This window comes from Sphingomonas degradans, assembly GCF_053502645.1.
Map to the genome: position 1 here is coordinate 1,245,724 of NZ_CP177172.1, position 18,650 is coordinate 1,264,373.

Sequence of the window (18,650 nt, forward strand, 5' to 3'; positions counted from 1 at the left end):
GCCCTTTTCGTCAGACCTGGATCAATACGCCGCGGAATACCGGATCTTCCAACGCACGCCCGGTGCCGAGCGCGACGCAGGTGAGCGGGTCCTCCGCGACGGTAACGGGCAGGCCGGTCTCGTCGCGGAGCACTTCGTCCAGCCCCTTGAGCAGCGCGCCGCCGCCGGTGAGGACGATGCCCTGGTCGACGATATCCGCCGCCAGTTCGGGCGCGGTGTTTTCCAGTGCGATGCGGACGCCCTCGACGATCGTGCCCACGGGTTCGGACAGCGCCTCGGCGATCTGGCCCTGGTTGATCTGGATTTCCTTGGGCACGCCGTTGACGAGGTCGCGGCCCTTGATGTGGATCGTCTGGCCGATGCCGTCGATCGGGGGCTTGGCGACGCCGACTTCCTGCTTGATCCGCTCTGCCGTGGCTTCGCCGATCAGAAGGTTGTGGTTGCGGCGGACATAGGAGACGATGGCTTCGTCCATCTTGTCACCGCCGACGCGCACCGACGTGGAATAGGCGAGGCCGCGCAGGCTGAGCACTGCGACTTCGGTGGTGCCGCCGCCGATGTCGACGACCATCGAGCCGATCGGTTCGGTCACCGGCATGTCGGCGCCGATCGCGGCGGCCATCGGCTCTTCGATCAGCCACACCTGGCTGGCGCCGGCGTTCGACGCGGCGTCGCGGATCGCGCGGCGTTCGACCGAGGTGGAGCCCGAGGGGACGCAGATCACGATCTGGGGCCAGCGCATGAAGCGGCGCTGACCGTGCACCTTCTGGATGAAGTGCTTGATCATCTGTTCGGCGACGTCGATGTCGGCGATCACACCGTCGCGCAGGGGGCGAATCGCCTCGATGCTGCCGGGTGTCTTGCCCATCATCAGCTTGGCGTCGTCGCCGACTGCCTTGACCCGCTTGACGCCGTTCAGCGTCTCGACCGCGACGACCGACGGCTCATTGAGCACGACGCCGCGTCCGCGCAGATAGACGACCGTGTTCGCCGTACCCAGATCGATCGCCATGTCGTGGGACATGAATTTGAAAAAGCGGGAAAAAGCCATCAGATAATCCGTCCTGCCGGTCGGGCGCCCGCCGCCGGATGTTCGCACAAAGATTTAGTCCGGGACCCTCCCGGGACGGATGAGAATCCGGCCTGGTGCCATGCGGATACGGGTCGCGGGATGCCGTCGCTTGGGCTACAGCGATTGCCATGTCAATACGCCGCCTACCCGAGCATCTTGTCAATCGCATTGCAGCTGGAGAAGTGGTCGAACGCCCTGCCAGCGCGTTGAAGGAACTGGTTGAAAACGCGATCGATGCGGGAGCGTCGAGGATTTCGGTGCGGCTGGCCGCCGGCGGCACCGAACTGGTCGAAGTGATCGACGACGGATGCGGGATGGCGCCGCCCGAAATGGCGTTGGCGCTGGAGCGTCACGCGACGTCCAAGCTGCCCGACGACGCGATCGAGCAAGTCACGACGTTGGGTTTCCGGGGCGAGGCGTTGCCCTCGATCGCCAGCGTCGCGCGGCTGACGCTGGAGAGCCGCGTCCGGGGCGGGGCGGACGGCTGGGCGTTGACCGTGGACAATGGCGACCGGGTGGCCGAGGGGCCGGCGGCGCTGCCCCCCGGCACCCGCGTGCGGGTGGAGCAGCTGTTCGCCCGCGTGCCCGCGCGGCGCAAGTTCCTGCGTTCGCCGCGCGCGGAATATGCGGCGTGCCTTGATGTGGTGAAGCGGCTGGCGATGGCGCGGCCCGATATCGGCTTTTCGGTCGAGCATGACGGGCGGCGGGTGCTGTCGGTCCAGCCCGGCGAGAGCCGGCCCGAGCGCGTGGCCGGGCTCACCGACCGCGACCTGCGCGACAACAGCGTGGCGATCGACTTCGAGCGCGAGGGGCTGGTGCTGGGCGGAGTCGCCGGGCTGCCGACCTTCAATCGCGGGGTGGCGGACCATCAATATCTGTTCGTCAACGGACGCCCGGTGAAGGACCGGCTGCTCGCGGGCGCGGTGCGCGGCGCCTATGCCGAGATGCTGGCGCGCGACCGGCATCCGGTGGTGGCGCTGTTCCTGGACGTGCCGGTCGATGCGGTCGACGTGAACGTGCACCCGGCCAAGACCGAAGTCCGCTTCCGCGATCCGGCGCTGGCGCGCGGGCTGATCGTCAGCGGGCTGCGGCGCGCGCTGGACGAGGCGGGGCATCGCAGCGTCCAGCGGCCGAGCGAGGCGGCGCTGGGTATGTGGCAGCAGGAAGCGCCCGCACCTGCGCCGGCTGCGCAGCTGTGGGACATGACACCGAGCGAATCGCCCGCGCCGATGACGCGCTATTCGGGGGTGAGCGACCGCCGCCCGAGCTTCCTCGCACCGCCCCAGGCCCGCGCCGAGCCTGCGCACGCCGCCGTGCCCGAGACCATGAGCTTCCCGATGGGCGTGGCGCGCGGGCAGGTCGCCAAGACCTATATCGTCGCAGAGGCCGAGGACGGGCTGGTGCTGGTCGATCAGCACGCAGCGCATGAGCGGCTGGTGCTAGAGCGGATGCGGCGCGGCGTGCTGGGCAATGGCGTGCCGAGCCAGGCGTTGCTGCTGCCCGAAGTGGTCGAGTTGGACGAACCGGGGTGCGACCGGCTGGAAGCGCGGATCGCCGAGCTGGCGCAGTTCGGGCTGGAGCTGGAACGCTTCGGCCCGCAGGCGATGCTGGTCCGCGCGATGCCCGCCGCGCTGGGGCAGGGCGATGTCCACGGGCTGGTCACCGATCTGGCCGACGAACTCGCCAGCTATGACGAGGCGTTGAGCCTGAAGGAGCGGCTCGACGCCGTGATGGGCACGATGGCCTGCCACGGATCGGTGCGCGCGGGGCGGGTGCTGTCGGTCGCGGAAATGAACGCCCTGCTCCGCGAAATGGAGGCGACGCCGCACTCGGGCCAATGCAACCATGGCCGCCCGACCTGGGTGAAGCTGGCGCATGGCGATATCGAGAAGCTGTTCGGGCGGAAGTGACGGGCTTGCCGTGAGTGTTGGGGCGGGCTGTAACTGAAGCGGGCGTGGCTGACATGGCTGCCAACGCATAGTTGCAGTTACTGAAACGCCGTTCGCTCCAGCGCTGTGAGCAATCGATCGCGCACCCGCGCGTTGCGGCTCGACTCCGGTCGGTTTGACAAGCGCGGCGCAAGGGCACATCTCTTGCGCATGATGTATCGCCTACCTCTTCTGCGATACCGCGTTCATGCGGGGCAACTCCTGGCGGGCAGCTAGCCCCGGGCTTCTCCAGGCACGTCCCCGGAAGCCCGGGGATCGAAAGCGAGCCAATCGGTTCGTCGGCGAAAAGGCCGCATTGCCTAGAGAGTCATGACATGAACAACCTGCACAAGGCCGTCAGCTGGCCCCCTATTCAGATGATCGACGCGGAAGCGGATGTTATCACGGACCTTGCTCTCAGCGTCGAGCGGCGGATGCCCGCCGTCAGTGCGCTGCTCCTGCGCGAAGCGGAGCGCGCGCGGTTGTACAGCGCCGCCAGGATTCCGGAGGACGTGATCACCATGGGGTCGCAAGTCGAGTACCTCGACGACAGCAGCGATGATCGGCGCACGGTCACGCTCGTCTATCCCCGTGATGCCGACATCGCCGAAGGGCGTATCTCGATCCTTACGCCGGTCGGCGCGGCGCTGATCGGACTGCGTGCAGGACAATCCATTCTCTGGCCCGATCGCTGCCTGACCGTGCTCGCCGTCCGTCAATCCCCAGCGGCGCATTAGCGGCCGACCGCTGGCGGCCGTCCGTCCGCCGTTGCGCTGTAATCCACCACGCACATCGCCCGATAGCTCGGGTGTCGCCCGCACCCCACGCCCGCAAAGCGATAGCGCGGGTCGAACAGCTGCGCGCGGTGGCCCCGCGTGCGCACGCCGTCATCGACGATCAACTGCCGGACCACGGTGTCGGGATCGCCGAAGCCATAGGTGATGCCCTCGCCGACATAGATGTCGCCGCCGCGCCTGCGCACGCGCTCGCCCGGTGTCGCGCCGGCGCGGGAGGCGTGGCCCAGCGTGCCGTCCCGCGCCTGCGCATCGGCATGGTCCTGGGCCGCCAGCGCCAGGATCGTGCCGGGGGCGAGCGGGGGCAGGGCGGGCTGGCGCTCCAGAAAGGCGATGGCGTCGTCCACGGCCGCAGTGCCCTCCACCGTTATCACGCCGCCCTCGTCGCCCGGCAGATAGACGATCCGCCCCTCGAAATAGCGGCGATAGTCGCGCAGTTGCTCGGCATAGTCCTGCGGGTGGGTGCGCGCGAAGTTGATCCGATCGAGCACCGCGCGTTCGGTCGAGTCCTGCCCCATGGCCGCTGCCGGCAGGATGGCGGCGGTCAGGATCGCTGCAAGGGCGGGCAGGCGGCGGTGCGGCATCGGCGGGGCTCCTTCGACGCGGCTGCGCAGGCGGAGCTTAACGGGCGCCGAACGAAGGACGGGCGCACGCGCAACCTAAGCCGAACTGCCTCGTTTAGCTGACGAACCACAGGATAAGGTCTGCAATCGATGAAGCTGTTCCCGATCGTCCTGGCACTGATCCCGCTGGCCGGCATGATCGGTGCCTGCGTCGCCTGCCCCTGACGCAAGGCTGCCAACCCCAAACGAAAAGCGCCGCCGCAGTTCCCTGCGGCGGCGCTTTTGCATTCGGATCGACGACGGGGCTTAGCCCTGCGCTTCGTCCTCGGCAGGAGCGGACTGGACCTCGGCGGTCGCGCCCGGCTCTGCGTTGGGATCGTACTCCTCGGTGAAGCCCGCTTCGTCCTTTTCGAACATTGCGGACATCACGTCGACGCCCTGCGCCTGCATCTCGGCCTCTTCCGGCGAGCGAGCGACGTTGACCTTGACGGTCACCGACACTTCGGGGTGCAGTGCGACGCGCACCTGGTACACGCCGATCGCCTTGATCGGCTTGTCGAGGACGATCTGCGCCTTGTTGACCTTGTGGCCGGCGGCGACGAGCGCCTCGACCAGATCACGCACCGCGACCGAACCATAGAGCTGGCCGGTGCTGGATGCCTGGCGGATCAGCGTCACCGACGCGTCGGTGAAGCTGCCGGCATCCTTTTCGGCGTCGCTGCGGCGTGCCGCATTGTCAGCCTCGATGCGGGCGCGGTTGGCTTCGAACACCTTGCGGTTGGCGGCGTTCGAACGAAGCGCCTTCTTGTTCGGGAGCAGGTAGTTACGGGCAAAGCCGTCCTTTACCTTCACCACATCGCCGATGCCGCCGAGCTTTTCGACGCGCTCAAGCAGAATGATTTCCATGGGTCTGCGCTCCCTTACTTAACGATGTAGGGCAGCAGGCCCAGGTGACGGGCGCGCTTGATGGCCTGGGCCAGTTCGCGCTGCTTCTTCGCGCTCACCGAAGTGATGCGCGAGGGGACGATCTTGCCACGCTCGGAGACGAAGCCCTGCAGCAGCCGGACATCCTTATAGTCGATCCGGGGAGCATCCTTCGCGGAGAAGGGGCAGCTCTTGCGACGGCGGAAAAAGGGACGTGCCATGGTTCAATAGCTCCTTATTCGCCCGAGAAACCGGCGTCGTCGCGGTCGCGACGGCCACGGCGCTCACGATCGCCCTTGCGCATCATCACGGTCGGACCCTGCTCCAGCTCGTCGACCTTGACGGTCATGTAGCGGATCACGTCTTCGTTGATCTGCGTCTGGCGCTCGAGCTCGGCGACGACACCGGCGGGGGCGTCGATTTCGAGCATCACGTAATGCGCCTTGCGGTTCTTGGCGATGCGATAGGCGAGGCTGCGAAGACCCCAGGTCTCGGTCTTTACGACCTTGCCGTTGTTGTCTTCGATAATCTTGGTGGCGGTTTCCGCCAGTGCGTCCACCTGCGCTTGTGCCAGATCCTGGCGCGCAAGGAACACATGCTCGTACAGAGCCATGTGGTCTTGTCCTAATCTTGGCCGATCGCTGACGCCGCCCCATGCGGTCGCCCCTCCGGCTGTCGTCTTCCAATGCAACGCGAGCGGTCAGCCGAAGCCTTCCGCTCGCGAAGTGTGCGCCCTTAGCGATACGGCGCGGGCTTGGCAAGCCGCCGCGCGCGGAGCGGGGGTTTTACCGGATCATGTTGGCGAACACCGCCGACACGATTCCGCTGGTGACGCCGACCAGCACCGCGTCGTTGCCCGAGCGCACATAGCGATAGCCGCGCGGCGGGGCCCGCAGCCCGCGATACTGGCGATAGTCGATCTCGCGGTAGTTGCGGGCATGGCGGCGGTCGAATCGCTCGCCGCGCTTCCAGTTGCGGTACTGCGCCTGGTGCGGGCCGCGGCGCATGGTCGTCTGCTTCACGACGGTGCCGTTGGGACGATGCTTGACGACGGTGCGCTTGGTCTCGGCCCGGCCATGCTGCTGGGGCGCGGCGGCCAGCGCCGGGGTGGCGACCATCGTGGCGGCGACCAGGCCGAGGATGAGTTTCTTCATGGGTGCGACTCCTTCTTTATACGGAACCCCGTTGCCGGCGTTAGGAAGTGGGATACGCACGGTGTGTCGCGGAAGTTTCCCGGTCGGGCACGAAGCGATCGCAAAGTGTCGCAGGCTGGGCGGGCTTGCATCGCGGGGCGCAACGGTTCTAACGCGCGGCCCCATTAGTTACGCCCCACAGGAGAGCATATGCGCGCGTTCATCTTTCCCGGTCAGGGCAGCCAGGCCGTCGGCATGGGCAGTGCGCTGGCCGCCGCCAGCCCCCATGCCCGCGAGGTTTTTCAGGAAGTCGACGAGGCACTGGGCCAGAACCTGTCCAAGCTGATGGCGGAAGGGCCCGAGGACCAGCTGATGCTGACCGCCAATGCCCAGCCGGCGATCATGGCCAACGCCATCGCCGTGCTGCGCGTGCTGGAGAAGGAAGGCGGCGTGCGGCTGGCCGACAAGGCCGATTTCGTCGCGGGGCACAGCCTGGGCGAATATACGGCGCTGTGCGCGGCGGGTGCGATCGATCTTGCGACCACGGCCAAGCTGTTGCGGATTCGCGGCGACGCGATGCAGGCGGCGGTGCCGGTGGGACAGGGCGCGATGGCCGCGCTGCTCGGCGCCGATCTGGTCAAGGCGCAGGCGATTGCGGACGCAGCGGCCGAGGGCGAGGTGTGCACCGTCGCCAACGACAATGACCCGACCCAGGTGGTGATTTCCGGTGCACGCGCGGCAATCGAGCGCGCGGTCGCCATTGCCAAGGATCATGGGGCGAAGCGGGGCATCCTGTTGCCGGTCTCCGCACCGTTCCACTGCCCGATGATGCAGCCCGCCGCCGATGCGATGCAGGCGGCGCTGGCCGACGTGGCGATCCAGGCGCCGCTGGTGCCGGTCTATGCCAACGTCACCGCCGCGCCGGTGGCCGATCCCGACACGATCCGCACGCTGCTGGTCGAGCAGGTGACGGGGATGGTGCGGTGGCGCGAATCGGTGCTGGCGATGCACGCGGCGGGCGTGGGCGACTTCGTCGAACTGGGCGGCAAGGTGCTGGGCGGCATGGTCAAGCGCATCGCCCCCGATGCGGCACCGGTCAGCGTGGTGAGCATGGACGATATCGAGGCGTTGCTTAAGGTGCTGTAGGCGAAGCTTGGAAGGCAGAAGATAGAAGTTCGCGCAGAGGCGCGGAGGCGCAGAGGAGGTTCGCTTGGCGGACATCGATCGAATCAGCGGAGAAGTTGTCGATGTGGCGATCCGACTCCACCGTGAACTCGGTCCCGGATTGCTCGAAAGCGTGTACGAGATGGTGCTGGCGGGCCGCCTTAGTCAGATGGGATATGCCGTTTCCCGCCAACGCCCCATCGATATCGAGTTTGACGGGCTGCGGTTCGAAGGTGCTTTTAAGATAGATTTGCTGGTCGAGGAGCAGCTGGTCATCGAGATAAAATCGGTTGATCGGCTCACTGGCGTTCACGCCAAGCAGTTGCTGACCTATTTGCGGCTCACCGGGCTTCCGGTTGGCCTTCTTATCAATTTCGGAGGCGAGACGCTCAAAGAAGGGCTTCGGCGACTCGTCAATAACCACACTCCCTCTGCGCCTCCGCGCCTCTGCGCGAACCCCTGACTTCTTTCTATTTCTGGAGACACTGATGTTCGATCTTACAGGCATGACCGCGCTCGTTACCGGCGCTTCGGGTGGCATCGGTTCGGCGATTGCCAAGGCGCTGGTGGCACAGGGGGCGCGGTTGGCGGTTTCCGGGTCCAATGCCGAGAAACTGGAGGCGTTTCGCGCCGAGCTGGGCGGGGACACGGTGGCGCTGCCGTGCGACCTGTCCGACGGCGCGGCCGTGGATGCGCTGGTGCCCCAGGCAGTGGCTGCGCTGGGCAAGCTCGACATCCTCGTCAACAATGCCGGCGTCACGCGCGACAACCTGACGATGCGGATGAAGGACGAGGAGTGGGACACGGTGATCCGCGTCAACCTGGAGGCCGCGTTCCGCCTGATGCGCGCCGCCGCCAAGCCGATGATGAAGGCGCGGTTCGGCCGGATGATCTCGATCACCTCCGTGGTCGGCGCCACCGGCAACCCCGGCCAGGCCAACTACGCGGCGTCGAAGGCCGGGCTGGTCGGCATGTCCAAGGCGCTGGCGCAGGAACTGGCCAGCCGCAACGTCACCGTCAATTGCGTCGCACCGGGCTTTATCCGCTCGGCGATGACCGATGTGCTGCCCGAGGCGCAGAAGGCCGCGCTGCTGACGCGCATTCCCGCCGGCGACCTGGGCACCGGCGACGATATCGGCGCGGCGGTCGTCTATCTCGCCAGCAAGGAAGCGGGATATGTCACCGGACAGACCTTGCATGTGAACGGCGGGATGGCGATGCTGTAATCACGATCCTGGGGGCAGGAGTTCGACTCATGCGACTATTTCCTATCGCCGCGCTGTTGCTCGCGGTGCCTGCATTCCCAGCCTGTGCCGCGGACCTGTCCACTATCGACTGCGTCACCGACAAGATCGATTCCGCGGTGCGGACCCAGATCGAGGCCGATGTCGCCCGCAACCTCGCCGAAAGCGGGAAGCGGCCCACCTATGCGCCCAGCGTCGCCGCCGGATTGAAGGCGGCGGCGACGGCGTGCGGCACCGAACATCAATGGACTCCGGCGGCCGCAAAGGCGGCGGGCCTGTACGCGCTCGCCAAAATCGGCCTGCCCGTGGCGCAGCGGGTGCTGGGCGAGCGCGGATTCGACTCGGCGGCGCTGGAGGATGAATTCCAGACCTTGCCCGAAGAGACGCGCAATCGCGTGCTCAGCGCGGAGGAAAATCAGGGGCTGGTGCGGGCCGCGATCACCGACGAAGCCCGCCAGACCCGCGAGAATGCCGAGCTTCTCAACGAGTTTTTCGCCTTCCTCAGCACCGTGCAATATGCCCTGCACGATTTCTCGCAAGGGTAGGGCCGCGTTTGACGATGCGGCACCCTCTTGCAACCGCCCCTTGGGCAATCTAGGTGCGGTGATCAAATCAGAGCCCAGTCACAAAGGAAAACAGGGACCATGTCAGAGATTGAAAGCAAGGTCGTGTCGCTGGTCGTCGACCATCTCGGCGTCGACGAAAAGGAAGTTGTCCTCACGGCGAGCTTCATCGACGACCTGGGCGCGGACAGCCTCGACATCGTCGAGCTGGTCATGGCGTTCGAGGAAGAGTTCGGCGTGGAAATCCCCGACGATGCGGCTGAGAAGATCGCAACGGTCGGTGATGCGGTGAGCTACATCACCGAGCACAAGGGCTAACACCCACCGGCGGTTTCCGCCCGGGCGGGCCTGCAAGGTATCAACGGCTCCCCGCCCCGGGTTGATGACAAGGGGCGGGGAGCCGTTTTGTTTGTGAAGGCCGATTTGTTTTTGAAGAATGACGGAGAGTAAGCCATGCGCCGTGTAGTGGTCACCGGCCTTGGGCTCGTCACCCCCCTGGGTGCCGATGTCGAGACTGCCTGGAAGAATATCATCGCAGCCAAGTCCGGCGCGGGCACGATCACGCGCTTCGACGCGACTGATTTCCACAGCAATTACGCGTGCGAAGTCAAACCGGCGGGCCATGAATATGGCTTCGACCCGAATCTGCGCGTCGACCACAAGGTCCAGCGCCAGGTCGATCCGTTCATCGTCTATGGCATCGATGCCGCAGGGCAGGCGATCGAGGATGCCGGGCTGCTCGACATGACCGAGGAACAGCGGTTCCGGGCGGGCTGCTCGATCGGTGCGGGCATCGGCGGGCTGCCGGGGATCGAGAGCGAATCGCTGGTGCTGGCGGCCAAGGGGCCGAAGCGGGTTTCGCCGCACTTCGTCCATGGCCGGCTCATCAACCTGATTTCGGGCCAGGTATCGATCAAATACGGGCTGATGGGGCCGAATCACGCCGTCGTCACCGCATGTTCGACCGGCGCGCATTCGATCGGCGACGCCGCGCGGATGATCGCGATGGACGATGCCGACATCATGCTGGCAGGCGGCGCCGAGGGCGCGATCTGCCCGATCGGCATTGCCGGCTTCGGCCAGGCGCGTGCGCTGTCCACCAACTTCCGCGACGATCCGTCACGCGGCAGCCGCCCCTGGGACCAGGACCGCGACGGCTTCGTCATGGGCGAAGGCGCGGGCGTGGTGGTGCTCGAGGAATATGAGCATGCCAAGGCGCGCGGCGCGAAGATCTATGCCGAAGTCATCGGCTATGGCCTGTCGGGCGACGCCTATCACGTCACGGCGCCGCATCCCGAAGGATCGGGCGCGTTCCGCTCGATGCAGATGGCAGTGCGCAAGTCGGGCCTCGCGCTGGAGGACATCGACTATATCAACGCGCACGGCACTTCGACGCCGATGGGCGACGAGCTGGAACTGGGCGCGGTGCGGCGCCTGTTCGGCAGCGCGCTGGACGGGATTTCGATGAGCTCGACCAAATCGGCGATCGGCCACCTGCTGGGCGGCGCGGGCGCGGTGGAGAGCATCTTCTGCATCCTCGCGCTGCGCGACCAGATCGTCCCGCCGACGTTGAACCTCGACAACCCCAGCGAGAATTGCGCGGGCGTCGACCTGGTTCCGCACAAGGCCAAGGAGCGCAAGGTCAAGGCCGTGCTGAACAACTCGTTCGGCTTTGGCGGCACCAACGCCAGCCTGGTGATGAAGGCTGTCTGAAACCACGCCTGCACCTGAAATCCCCGTCCGGCGCCCGTCGCGGCGCCGGACGGGCGGCTGCGCGATCATTCTCGCCGGGCTGGTGCTCATCGCGCTCGTCCTGGGCGTGCTCCATTTGTGGGGCGGTGCCGGGCCTGCACGCAGCAATATCACGGTCGAGGTGCCGCAGGGCGCCAGCCTGACGCGCGCGGCGGCGGAGTTCGAAAAGGCGGGCGTGATCGGTTCGGCCCGTACGTTCGTCGTGCTGGCGAAAATCTTGGGCAGCGGCGATCCGATCAAGGCGGGCGAATATCGCGTGCCGGCGCGGCTGAGCCAGTCGGACCTGCTCAAGATGCTTCAGGGCGGGCGCACGCTCCAGCGCTTCGTCATGGTCCCCGAGGGGATGCCGTCGATCCTCGTCTACGAAACGTTGATGAAGGCGCCGCAGCTGAGCGGCAAGATCGAGGTGCCCGCCGAGGGCAGCGTGCTGCCCGACAGCTATGCCTACAATCGCGGCGACACGCGGCAGGGCATGCTCGACAGGATGCAGAAGGCGATGACCGACTATCTCGCCAAGGCATGGGAGGCGCGCAAGCCCGGCATTGCCGTGAACACGCCGCAGGAGGCGCTGATCCTCGCGTCGATCGTCGAGAAGGAGACGGGCAAGGCCGAAGAGCGGCGCCGCGTCGCTGCGGTCTATTCCAACCGGCTGCGCCAGAACATGCCGCTCCAGGCCGATCCGACGATCATCTATCCGCTGACCAGGGGCAAGCCGCTGGGCCGCCGCATCCTTCAGTCCGAAGTGCGGGCGGTGAACGCGTACAACACCTATGCGATGACCGGCCTGCCCGCCGGGCCGATCGCCAATCCGGGGCGCGCGAGCATCGATGCAGTGCTCGACCCTGCGCAATCGACGTCGCTGTATTTCGTCGCGGACGGCAGCGGGGGGCATGTGTTCGCCGACACGCTGGAGCAGCACGAGGCGAACGTGCGGAAATGGTATGCGCTGCGGCGCGCCAGGGGTGAGATGTAGGGCTGCGGGCTGCGCAGTTTGTTTTTGGTTTGTTCCTTTGATATGGTTGTGGGATGGAGCCGCCTGAGGTCCCGGCTTTCGCCGGGATGACGGGATGGCTCGTCATCCCGGCGCAGGCCGGGACCTCGGGCGAGGTGCGGAACATGGCCGGCTGGACCTATATCATGACCAACAAGCCGCGCGGGGTGCTGTATATCGGCGTGTCGGCGGCGCTGGGGCCGCGGGTGCAGCTGCACCGGGAGGGCGAGGGCTCGACCTTTTGCGCGCGGTACAATCTCACGCGGCTGGTGCTCGCCGAGGCGCATGACACGATCGACGATGCGATTTTGCGCGAGAAGCGGCTGAAGGAATGGCGGCGCGACTGGAAGATCGCGCTGATCGAGCGGGCGAACCCCGAGTGGCGGGATTTGTTTGGGGAGGTCTGGGAATAGGGCGACGCGGTTGGGGAAGGAGCCGCCTGGGATCCCGGCTTTCGCCGGGATGACGGCTATTTCGTCGTCCCGGCGCAGGCCGGGATCTCAGGCCGCATATCCCGTCATCCCGGCGAAAGCCGGGATCTCAGGCGGCGAAGTGCCTAAACCTCACCCCGCCAGCGCAGCAGCCGCGCGGGCCTTTTCCTCGACCTCTTCCATCGTGCCGGTCGCGATCCAGCTGCCGCCGACGCACAGCACCGGGCCGAACGCCAGCCATTCGGGGGCGCTCGCGAGGGTGATGCCGCCGGTGGGGCAGAACTTCGCCTGGTAGAAGGGCGCGGCGAGGGCCTTGAGCGCCTTGAGCCCGCCCGAGGTTTCGGCGGGGAAGAACTTGAAATATTCGAGCCCCAGATCGAGCCCGCGCATGATGTCGCCCGCCGTTGCCGTGCCGGGGAGGAAAGGGACGCCGCTGGCGATGATCGGATCGGCCAGCCGTTCGGTCAGGCCGGGGGAGACGATGAACTCCGCGCCCGCGTCCATCACCTGCTTGAACTGGCTGCCGTTGACGACGGTGCCCGCGCCGACGATCGCGCCGGGGACCTTCTTCATTTCCTGCATCGCTTCCAGCGCGGCGCCGGTGCGCATCGTGACTTCCAGCACGCGCAGGCCGCCCTTTACCAGCGCCTCGGCCAGCGGGCGCGCCGTGGCGGCGTCTTCGATGACCAGCACGGGGATAACCGGGCTGGTGCGCATGATGGTTTCGATGGTCGTCACTTAGGCCTCCTGGGCATGTTCCTGCGCGAACGCGGCGGCGGCGCCGTAGAGGCCGGGCTGCGGATGCGTGATGAGCTTGACGGGAATCGATGCCATCAGGTTCCGGAACCGGCCCTTGGCAACGAAACGTTCGCCAAAGCCCGATTGCAGCAGATGGTCCTTCAAGCGCAAGCCCAGACCGCCTGCAATCACCACGCCCTTGGGACCATGGGTCAGCGCGATGTCTCCGGCGACTGCGCCGAGGCTGAGGCAGAAGCGGTCGAGCGCGGCCACGGCCAGGCTGTCGCGCCCCTCGAACGCCAGCGTCCAGATCTGCTTGTCGTCCAGCCGCTGGATCGCGCGCCCCTCAAGGTCGGCCAGCGTCTCGTACAGGCTGACGATCGCCGGGCCCGCAACCACGCGCTCCTTGGACACGCGGGTATAGGTGGCGCGCAGCCGCTTCACGAGCGCGTCCTCGATCGGGTCGAGGGGGGCGAAGTCCGAATGCCCGCCCTCGGTCGCGATGACGTTGTACCCGCCCTTGTGGCGAAACACCTGCGCCACGCCCAGCCCGGTGCCGGGGCCGCAGACGGTGATCGAACCGGCCGCCGGAAATGGCGTGTCCGGGCCGCACAGATGGATGAAGGCATCGTCGCCGAACTGGCCGACGGCGTGGCCGATCGCCTCGAAATCGTTGACGACGGTCCAGATGTCGGCGCCCAGCCGCTCGGGGATCAGCGCGGGGCGGATGATCCAGGGGTTGTTGGTCAGCTTGATGACTTCGCCCCCGATCGGCGAGGCGACCGCGATCGCGGCCGCATGGGGCAGGGGACGGCCCAGTTCCTCGCCGAAAGCCTGCCAGGCGAGCTGGAGGCTGGGATGCTCGGCGACCTTTTGGGTCATCGGTTCGCTCATCGAAAGGACGCGGCCCCCGGCCACCTCCGCGATGGCAAAACGGGCGTGGGTTCCCCCGATATCGACCGCGACGACTTCCATGCTCTGTCCGTTTCCTCTCCTGCCGCCGCGTATGTCAACGCTGACGGATCGGGGCCCTTCTCTCCGCGCACGGCCCGGATGTAAAGCCATCCGTGCCGCGCGGCGGATAAATCAGCCGTTTCGGGTCAGAGCCCGGCCTCGGCGAGCATCGCCGAACCGCCCATTTCGGCCTCGCTGGCATGGTTGCGCAGCATCGCGAACAGCTCGCGGCCGGTGCCGATCGCGGGCGGCGGGGCGACGGCGTGCTCGCGCGCGTCCCACTCGGCGGGGTCGACCAGTGCCTCCAGGATGCCCGCTTCCGCATCGAGGCGAACGATGTCGCCGTCGCGCAGCTTGGCGAGCGGGCCGTTGCCCAGCGCCTCGGGCGAGAGGTGGATCGCCGCCGGCACCTTGCCAGACGCGCCCGACATGCGCCCGTCGGTGACCAGCGCGACGCGGAAGCCCTTGTTCTGGAGCACGCCCAGCGGCGGCGTCAGCTTGTGCAGCTCGGGCATCCCGTTGGCGCGGGGCCCCTGGAAACGCACGACGACGACGACGTCACGGTCCAGCTCGCCGGCCTTGAACGCTTCCTGCACCTCGGCCTGGTCGGAGAAGACGCGGGCGGGGGCCTCGATCGTCCAGCGATCGCGGTCGACTGCGCTCACCTTGATACAGGCGCGGCCCATATTGCCATGGACCATGCGGAACCCGCCTTCGGGCGAGAACGGGTCGGCGGCGGTGCGCACGATCGTCTCGTCGCCGCTCTTCTCCGGGTGGTCGTGCCAGACGAGCGTGTCGTCCTCGATCCCCGGCTTGCGCGCATAGGCGGCCATGCCCTCTGCGGCGAAGGTCAGCGTGTCGCCGTGCATCAGCCCGGCGCCGAGCAGTTCGCGTATCACGAAGCTGGGACCGCCCGCATCCTCGAACCCGTTCACGTCGGCCGAGCCGTTGGGATAGACGCGCGTCAGCAGCGGCACCACCCGCGACAGGCGATCGAAATCCTCCCAGTCGATGATGATCCCAGCACTGCGTGCGATGGCGGGCAAGTGGATCAGGTGGTTGGTCGATCCGCCGGTGGCGAGCAGCACGATGGCCGCGTTCACGATCGCCTTTTCATCGACGATATGGCCGATCGGGCGATAATCGTCGCCGTTCCAGCCGATCTCGGTCAGGCGATGCACCGCGCGGCGCGTCAGTTCCTGGCGCAGCTTGGTGCCCGGATTGGCGAAGGCCGCGCCGGGGACGTGAAGGCCCATCGCCTCCATCATCATCTGGTTGGAATTGGCGGTGCCATAGAAGGTGCAGGTGCCCTTGGAATGATAGGCGGCGATTTCCGCCTCCAGCAGCTCCTCGCGCGTAGCCTTGCCTTCGGCATAGCGTTCGCGGACCGCGGCCTTTTCCTTGTTGGGCAGGCCCGAGCGCATCGGGCCGCCGGGGACCAGCACCATCGGCAAGTGGCCGAAGCGCAGCGCGCCCATCAGCAGGCCCGGCACGATCTTGTCGCAGATGCCGAGCAGTGCCGCGCCCTCGAACACGCGGTGGCTGAGCGAAACCGCCGTGGACAGCGCGATGGTGTCGCGGCTGAACAGCGACAATTCCATGCCCTGATAGCCCTGGGTCACGCCGTCGCACATCGCCGGCACGCCGCCAGCCACCTGCGCAGTGGCGCCCTTTTCGAGTGCCCAGACCTTCATCTGTTCGGGATAGCGATAGTAAGGCGCATGGGCCGAGAGCAGGTCGTTATAGGCCGTGACGATGCCGATGTTCATCGCGCGGCCGTCCTTCAACCGGTCACGCTGCTCGTCGGTGCCCGCATAGGCATGGGCGAGGTTGGCGCAGCCCAGCTTGGGCCGGTCATTGCCCGATTCGCGCTCGCGCTGGATCAGCGCGAGATAGGCGGCGCGGCGCTCCTTCGAGCGTTCGATGACGCGATCGGTGACGGCGGCGATTTCGGCGTGGATGGTCATTATGCGGCCCAGTGAATGTCGACAGGCAGTTCGGTTTCGGCGAGCACGCGGCCGATCGGCAGCGTCGAGCCCGCGCCTTCGGCAATCGCGCGTTCCAGCACGTCGCGCTTTTCCTGGCCGGTGATGGCGATCATCAGCGCGCGGGCGGAGACGATGGCGGGCAGCGACAGGGTGACGCGGGCGACGGGGGCCTCGGGCGGCAGCGGATCGGGCATCACGCCCAGCGCGCGGCGCTCCTTGGGGCCGGTCAGCGCCTCGGCAAGGTCAGGGCCGGGGAAGATCGACGCGGTGTGGCCATCGGCGCCCATGCCGAGCAGGCACAAGTCGAGCGGCCAGTGGAAATCCTGGAGCCGGGCATCGGCGGCGCGACCGGCGGCGCGGTAATCCTCGGCCTTTTCGCTCACCACCGGGATGACGCGGGCGCCGAGCGGCAGGAAGGTCTTGGCCAGCCCCGTGACGTTTGACAGCGCGTCGCCCATCGGCACGATGCGGTCGTCGGTGGGGATGATCGTCACGCGCTTCCAGTCGAGCTTGGCCTTGCTCAGCTTGGCATAGATCGGCGCGGGGGTACGACCGCCGGCAAGCGCGATGACGGCACCGCCGCGCGCGTCGATCGCGCTTTCGATGATGAACTGGACGTCGCCGGCAAGCGCCTCACCCATTTCGGTGGCGTCGTCATAGTCCCACCATTCGATTTCGGTCGTCATGTAAGCTCCTTGGGTTTCGGTGGGACCGCGTCAACGGCCGGGGAGGCCGTGCGGGTCCGATATAGGGATTGCGTCCCGCCAATGCTCCCCTCCCGCTTGCGGGAGGGGCTGGGGGAGGGGATGGCCGGTGCGATTGCCGCACCGCCGAAGATGGAGCCGCCACGTCAGTCCCTCCCCCGACCCCTCCCGCAAGCGGGAGGGGAGCAAAAGAAGGAAGGCCGCCGCTCCGCTCATTCGTGCCAGTGCACCCCGTCGCGCTCGGTGAGCGCGATCGAGAGCGAGGGGCCCCAGCTGCCCGAGGCATAGGGCTTGGGCTTGAGGTCGTTGGCTTCCCAGCCGGCGCGGATCGCGTCGATCCATTCCCACTGCGCTTCCACTTCGTCGCGGCGGACGAACAGCGTGGGGTCGCCTTCGATCAGGTCGAGCAGCAGGCGCTCATAGGCGATGCGGCGGGTGGTGCCGGCGAACTCGGCATCGAGGCTGAGGTTGAGCGGCACTTCGCGCAGGCGATAGCCTTCGCGGTCAAGGCCGGGCTGCTTGGCCATAACCAGCAGCTGGACATATTCCTCGGGCTGGAGGCGGATGACCAGCGCGTTGGGCTGGAGCATGCCGCCGCGCTCGGCGAAGATCGAGTGCGGCACCGGCTTGAACTGGATGACGATCTCGGAGCGGCGCTCGGCCAGACGCTTGCCGGTGCGCAGGTAGAAGGGCACACCCTGCCAGCGCCAGTTGTCGATATGCGCCTTGATCGCGACGAACGTCTCGGTGCGCGATTCCTTGCCGAGATCGGTGCTGTAGTCGCGGACGATCTGCCCCTTGATCGCGCCACCGCCATATTGACCGACCACGGTCATGTTCGGTGCATCGGCGATCGGGATCTTGCGCAGCGAGCGCAGCACCTTGACCTTCTCGTCGCGCACCGAAGTGCCGTCGAGCTTGGCCGGGGGTTCCATCGCGATCAGCGCGACGAGCTGGAGCATGTGGTTCTGCACCATGTCGCGCATCGCGCCGGTATCGTCATAGAAGCCGGCGCGGCCTTCAAGGCCGACGGTTTCGGAGACGGTGATCTGCACGCTGTCGATGCCGCGGGCATTCCACACCGGCTCGAACAGCGAATTGCCGAAGCGCAGCGCCAGGATGTTCTGGACGGTTTCCTTGCCCAGATAATGGTCGATGCGGAAGGTGCGCTCTTCGGGGAAGGCTGCCGCGACGATGTCGTTGATCTCGCGGCTGGAGGCAAGGTCGCGGCCCAGCGGCTTTTCCAGGCTGATGCGGACATTCTCGCCCGTCAGTCCGGCCGATTCGAGGCCCTTGATGGTAGGGCCGAACAGCCAGGGCGCAGTGGACAGGAAGATGGCGAGGCCGCCGGAAATATCACCCAGCTTCGCCTTCAGCGCGGCATAGCCTTCGATCTTCGAGGCATCGAGCGTCTGATAGTGCAGCCGCTGCAGGAAGCCCTGGACAGCGCTGTCGTCCTTGCGGCCGGCGGGCAGGAACTGGTCGAGCGCCTTGGCCGCGAAATCGCGGAACTCGGCATCGTCATGCTCCGAGCGGGCGGTGCCGGTGATCGTCAGGCCGGGCGGCAGCAGCCCGTCCGCGTGCAGGGCATAGAGCGACGGCAACAACATCCGCTGGGCGAGATCGCCCGTTGCTCCGAACAACAGCAACTTGCCGACGGGTTGATGCATCATGCGCCTTTCCTATGGTTCGGCGAACGCTCGACAC

Annotated in this window: 21 protein-coding genes; 10 read left to right on the forward strand and 11 right to left on the reverse strand. The window is 66.9% G+C overall.

All coding sequences use genetic code 11. The features are described 5' to 3' along the window. Positions 1 to 10: 10 nt before the first annotated feature. Entirely contained in the window at positions 11 to 1,051 is a 1,041-nt protein-coding gene (locus ACG3SL_RS05525) for a rod shape-determining protein (protein ID WP_448664141.1), read from the reverse strand. Positions 1,052 to 1,200: 149 nt separating this feature from the next. On the opposite strand from ACG3SL_RS05525, the gene mutL reads away from it, so the two are divergent. Both mutL and rnk read left to right on the forward strand, forming a co-directional pair. Next, positions 1,201 to 2,982 carry a DNA mismatch repair endonuclease MutL gene (gene mutL / locus ACG3SL_RS05530; protein WP_448664142.1) on the forward strand — a complete coding sequence of 594 codons (1,782 nt, stop codon included), beginning with the start codon at positions 1,201 to 1,203 and terminating at the stop codon, positions 2,980 to 2,982. Positions 2,983 to 3,335: 353 nt separating this feature from the next. Continuing rightward, positions 3,336 to 3,737, forward strand: coding sequence for a nucleoside diphosphate kinase regulator (gene rnk, locus ACG3SL_RS05535; RefSeq protein ID WP_448664143.1), 402 nt, complete (start codon positions 3,336 to 3,338; stop codon positions 3,735 to 3,737). On the opposite strand, the gene ACG3SL_RS05540 is transcribed toward rnk, so the two are convergent. The 5 genes from ACG3SL_RS05540 to ACG3SL_RS05560 all read right to left on the reverse strand — a co-directional run bounded on the left by ACG3SL_RS05540 (position 3,734) and on the right by ACG3SL_RS05560 (position 6,435). Then, positions 3,734 to 4,378, reverse strand: coding sequence for a CAP domain-containing protein (locus tag ACG3SL_RS05540; RefSeq protein WP_448664144.1), 645 nt, complete (start codon positions 4,376 to 4,378; stop codon positions 3,734 to 3,736). The genes rnk and ACG3SL_RS05540 overlap by 4 nt on opposite strands. A gap of 285 nt (positions 4,379 to 4,663) precedes the next feature. After that, positions 4,664 to 5,263 carry a 50S ribosomal protein L9 gene (rplI, locus tag ACG3SL_RS05545; protein ID WP_448664145.1) on the reverse strand — a complete coding sequence of 200 codons (600 nt, stop codon included), beginning with the start codon at positions 5,261 to 5,263 and terminating at the stop codon, positions 4,664 to 4,666. Between the two features lie 14 nt (positions 5,264 to 5,277). Next, positions 5,278 to 5,502 carry a 30S ribosomal protein S18 gene (rpsR, locus tag ACG3SL_RS05550; protein WP_010543816.1) on the reverse strand — a complete coding sequence of 75 codons (225 nt, stop codon included), beginning with the start codon at positions 5,500 to 5,502 and terminating at the stop codon, positions 5,278 to 5,280. A gap of 14 nt (positions 5,503 to 5,516) precedes the next feature. After that, positions 5,517 to 5,894, reverse strand: a complete 378-nt coding sequence (gene rpsF, locus ACG3SL_RS05555) for a 30S ribosomal protein S6 (RefSeq protein WP_448664146.1) — start codon at positions 5,892 to 5,894, stop codon at positions 5,517 to 5,519. 172 nt (positions 5,895 to 6,066) lie between these two features. Next, on the reverse strand, positions 6,067 to 6,435 hold the full coding sequence (locus tag ACG3SL_RS05560) for an RcnB family protein (protein WP_448664147.1): 369 nt from the start codon (positions 6,433 to 6,435) through the stop codon (positions 6,067 to 6,069). A 189-nt stretch (positions 6,436 to 6,624) separates the two neighbouring features. On the opposite strand from ACG3SL_RS05560, the gene fabD reads away from it, so the two are divergent. The 8 genes from fabD to ACG3SL_RS05600 all read left to right on the forward strand — a co-directional run bounded on the left by fabD (position 6,625) and on the right by ACG3SL_RS05600 (position 12,541). Further along, entirely contained in the window at positions 6,625 to 7,560 is a 936-nt protein-coding gene (gene fabD / locus ACG3SL_RS05565; RefSeq protein ID WP_448664148.1) for an ACP S-malonyltransferase, read from the forward strand. A gap of 64 nt (positions 7,561 to 7,624) precedes the next feature. Continuing rightward, positions 7,625 to 8,041, forward strand: coding sequence for a GxxExxY protein (locus tag ACG3SL_RS05570; RefSeq protein WP_448664149.1), 417 nt, complete (start codon positions 7,625 to 7,627; stop codon positions 8,039 to 8,041). Between the two features lie 25 nt (positions 8,042 to 8,066). Continuing rightward, positions 8,067 to 8,804, forward strand: coding sequence for a 3-oxoacyl-[acyl-carrier-protein] reductase (gene fabG / locus ACG3SL_RS05575; protein WP_448664150.1), 738 nt, complete (start codon positions 8,067 to 8,069; stop codon positions 8,802 to 8,804). A gap of 29 nt (positions 8,805 to 8,833) precedes the next feature. Beyond that, on the forward strand, positions 8,834 to 9,367 hold the full coding sequence (locus ACG3SL_RS05580; RefSeq protein WP_448664151.1) for a hypothetical protein: 534 nt from the start codon (positions 8,834 to 8,836) through the stop codon (positions 9,365 to 9,367). Between the two features lie 99 nt (positions 9,368 to 9,466). Then, entirely contained in the window at positions 9,467 to 9,703 is a 237-nt protein-coding gene (locus ACG3SL_RS05585; protein ID WP_448664152.1) for an acyl carrier protein, read from the forward strand. A gap of 135 nt (positions 9,704 to 9,838) precedes the next feature. Continuing rightward, complete coding sequence (gene fabF, locus ACG3SL_RS05590) at positions 9,839 to 11,098, forward strand: beta-ketoacyl-ACP synthase II (protein ID WP_448664153.1); 1,260 nt, start codon at positions 9,839 to 9,841, stop codon at positions 11,096 to 11,098. An 82-nt stretch (positions 11,099 to 11,180) separates the two neighbouring features. Beyond that, positions 11,181 to 12,110 (forward strand): endolytic transglycosylase MltG, encoded by a 930-nt coding sequence (mltG, locus tag ACG3SL_RS05595; RefSeq protein ID WP_448664154.1) that lies wholly within the window; start codon positions 11,181 to 11,183, stop codon positions 12,108 to 12,110. Positions 12,111 to 12,253: 143 nt separating this feature from the next. Continuing rightward, the gene (locus ACG3SL_RS05600) at positions 12,254 to 12,541 is read left to right on the forward strand and encodes a GIY-YIG nuclease family protein (protein ID WP_448665073.1); all 288 of its coding nucleotides are present in this window, start codon (positions 12,254 to 12,256) and stop codon (positions 12,539 to 12,541) included. Positions 12,542 to 12,691: 150 nt separating this feature from the next. Here ACG3SL_RS05600 and eda read toward each other — a convergent pair whose 3' ends face one another. The 5 genes from eda to zwf form a co-directional block, all read right to left on the reverse strand. Continuing rightward, positions 12,692 to 13,297 carry a bifunctional 4-hydroxy-2-oxoglutarate aldolase/2-dehydro-3-deoxy-phosphogluconate aldolase gene (eda, locus tag ACG3SL_RS05605; protein ID WP_448664155.1) on the reverse strand — a complete coding sequence of 202 codons (606 nt, stop codon included), beginning with the start codon at positions 13,295 to 13,297 and terminating at the stop codon, positions 12,692 to 12,694. Continuing rightward, positions 13,298 to 14,272, reverse strand: a complete 975-nt coding sequence (glk, locus tag ACG3SL_RS05610; RefSeq protein ID WP_448664156.1) for a glucokinase — start codon at positions 14,270 to 14,272, stop codon at positions 13,298 to 13,300. Between the two features lie 125 nt (positions 14,273 to 14,397). Further along, positions 14,398 to 16,218 carry a phosphogluconate dehydratase gene (edd, locus tag ACG3SL_RS05615; RefSeq protein ID WP_448664157.1) on the reverse strand — a complete coding sequence of 607 codons (1,821 nt, stop codon included), beginning with the start codon at positions 16,216 to 16,218 and terminating at the stop codon, positions 14,398 to 14,400. Beyond that, positions 16,218 to 16,925, reverse strand: coding sequence for a 6-phosphogluconolactonase (pgl, locus tag ACG3SL_RS05620; protein ID WP_448664158.1), 708 nt, complete (start codon positions 16,923 to 16,925; stop codon positions 16,218 to 16,220). Before pgl ends, edd begins: the two co-directional genes overlap by 1 nt. 230 nt (positions 16,926 to 17,155) lie before the next feature. Next, positions 17,156 to 18,616, reverse strand: coding sequence for a glucose-6-phosphate dehydrogenase (gene zwf / locus ACG3SL_RS05625; RefSeq protein WP_448664159.1), 1,461 nt, complete (start codon positions 18,614 to 18,616; stop codon positions 17,156 to 17,158). Positions 18,617 to 18,650 lie beyond the last annotated feature (34 nt).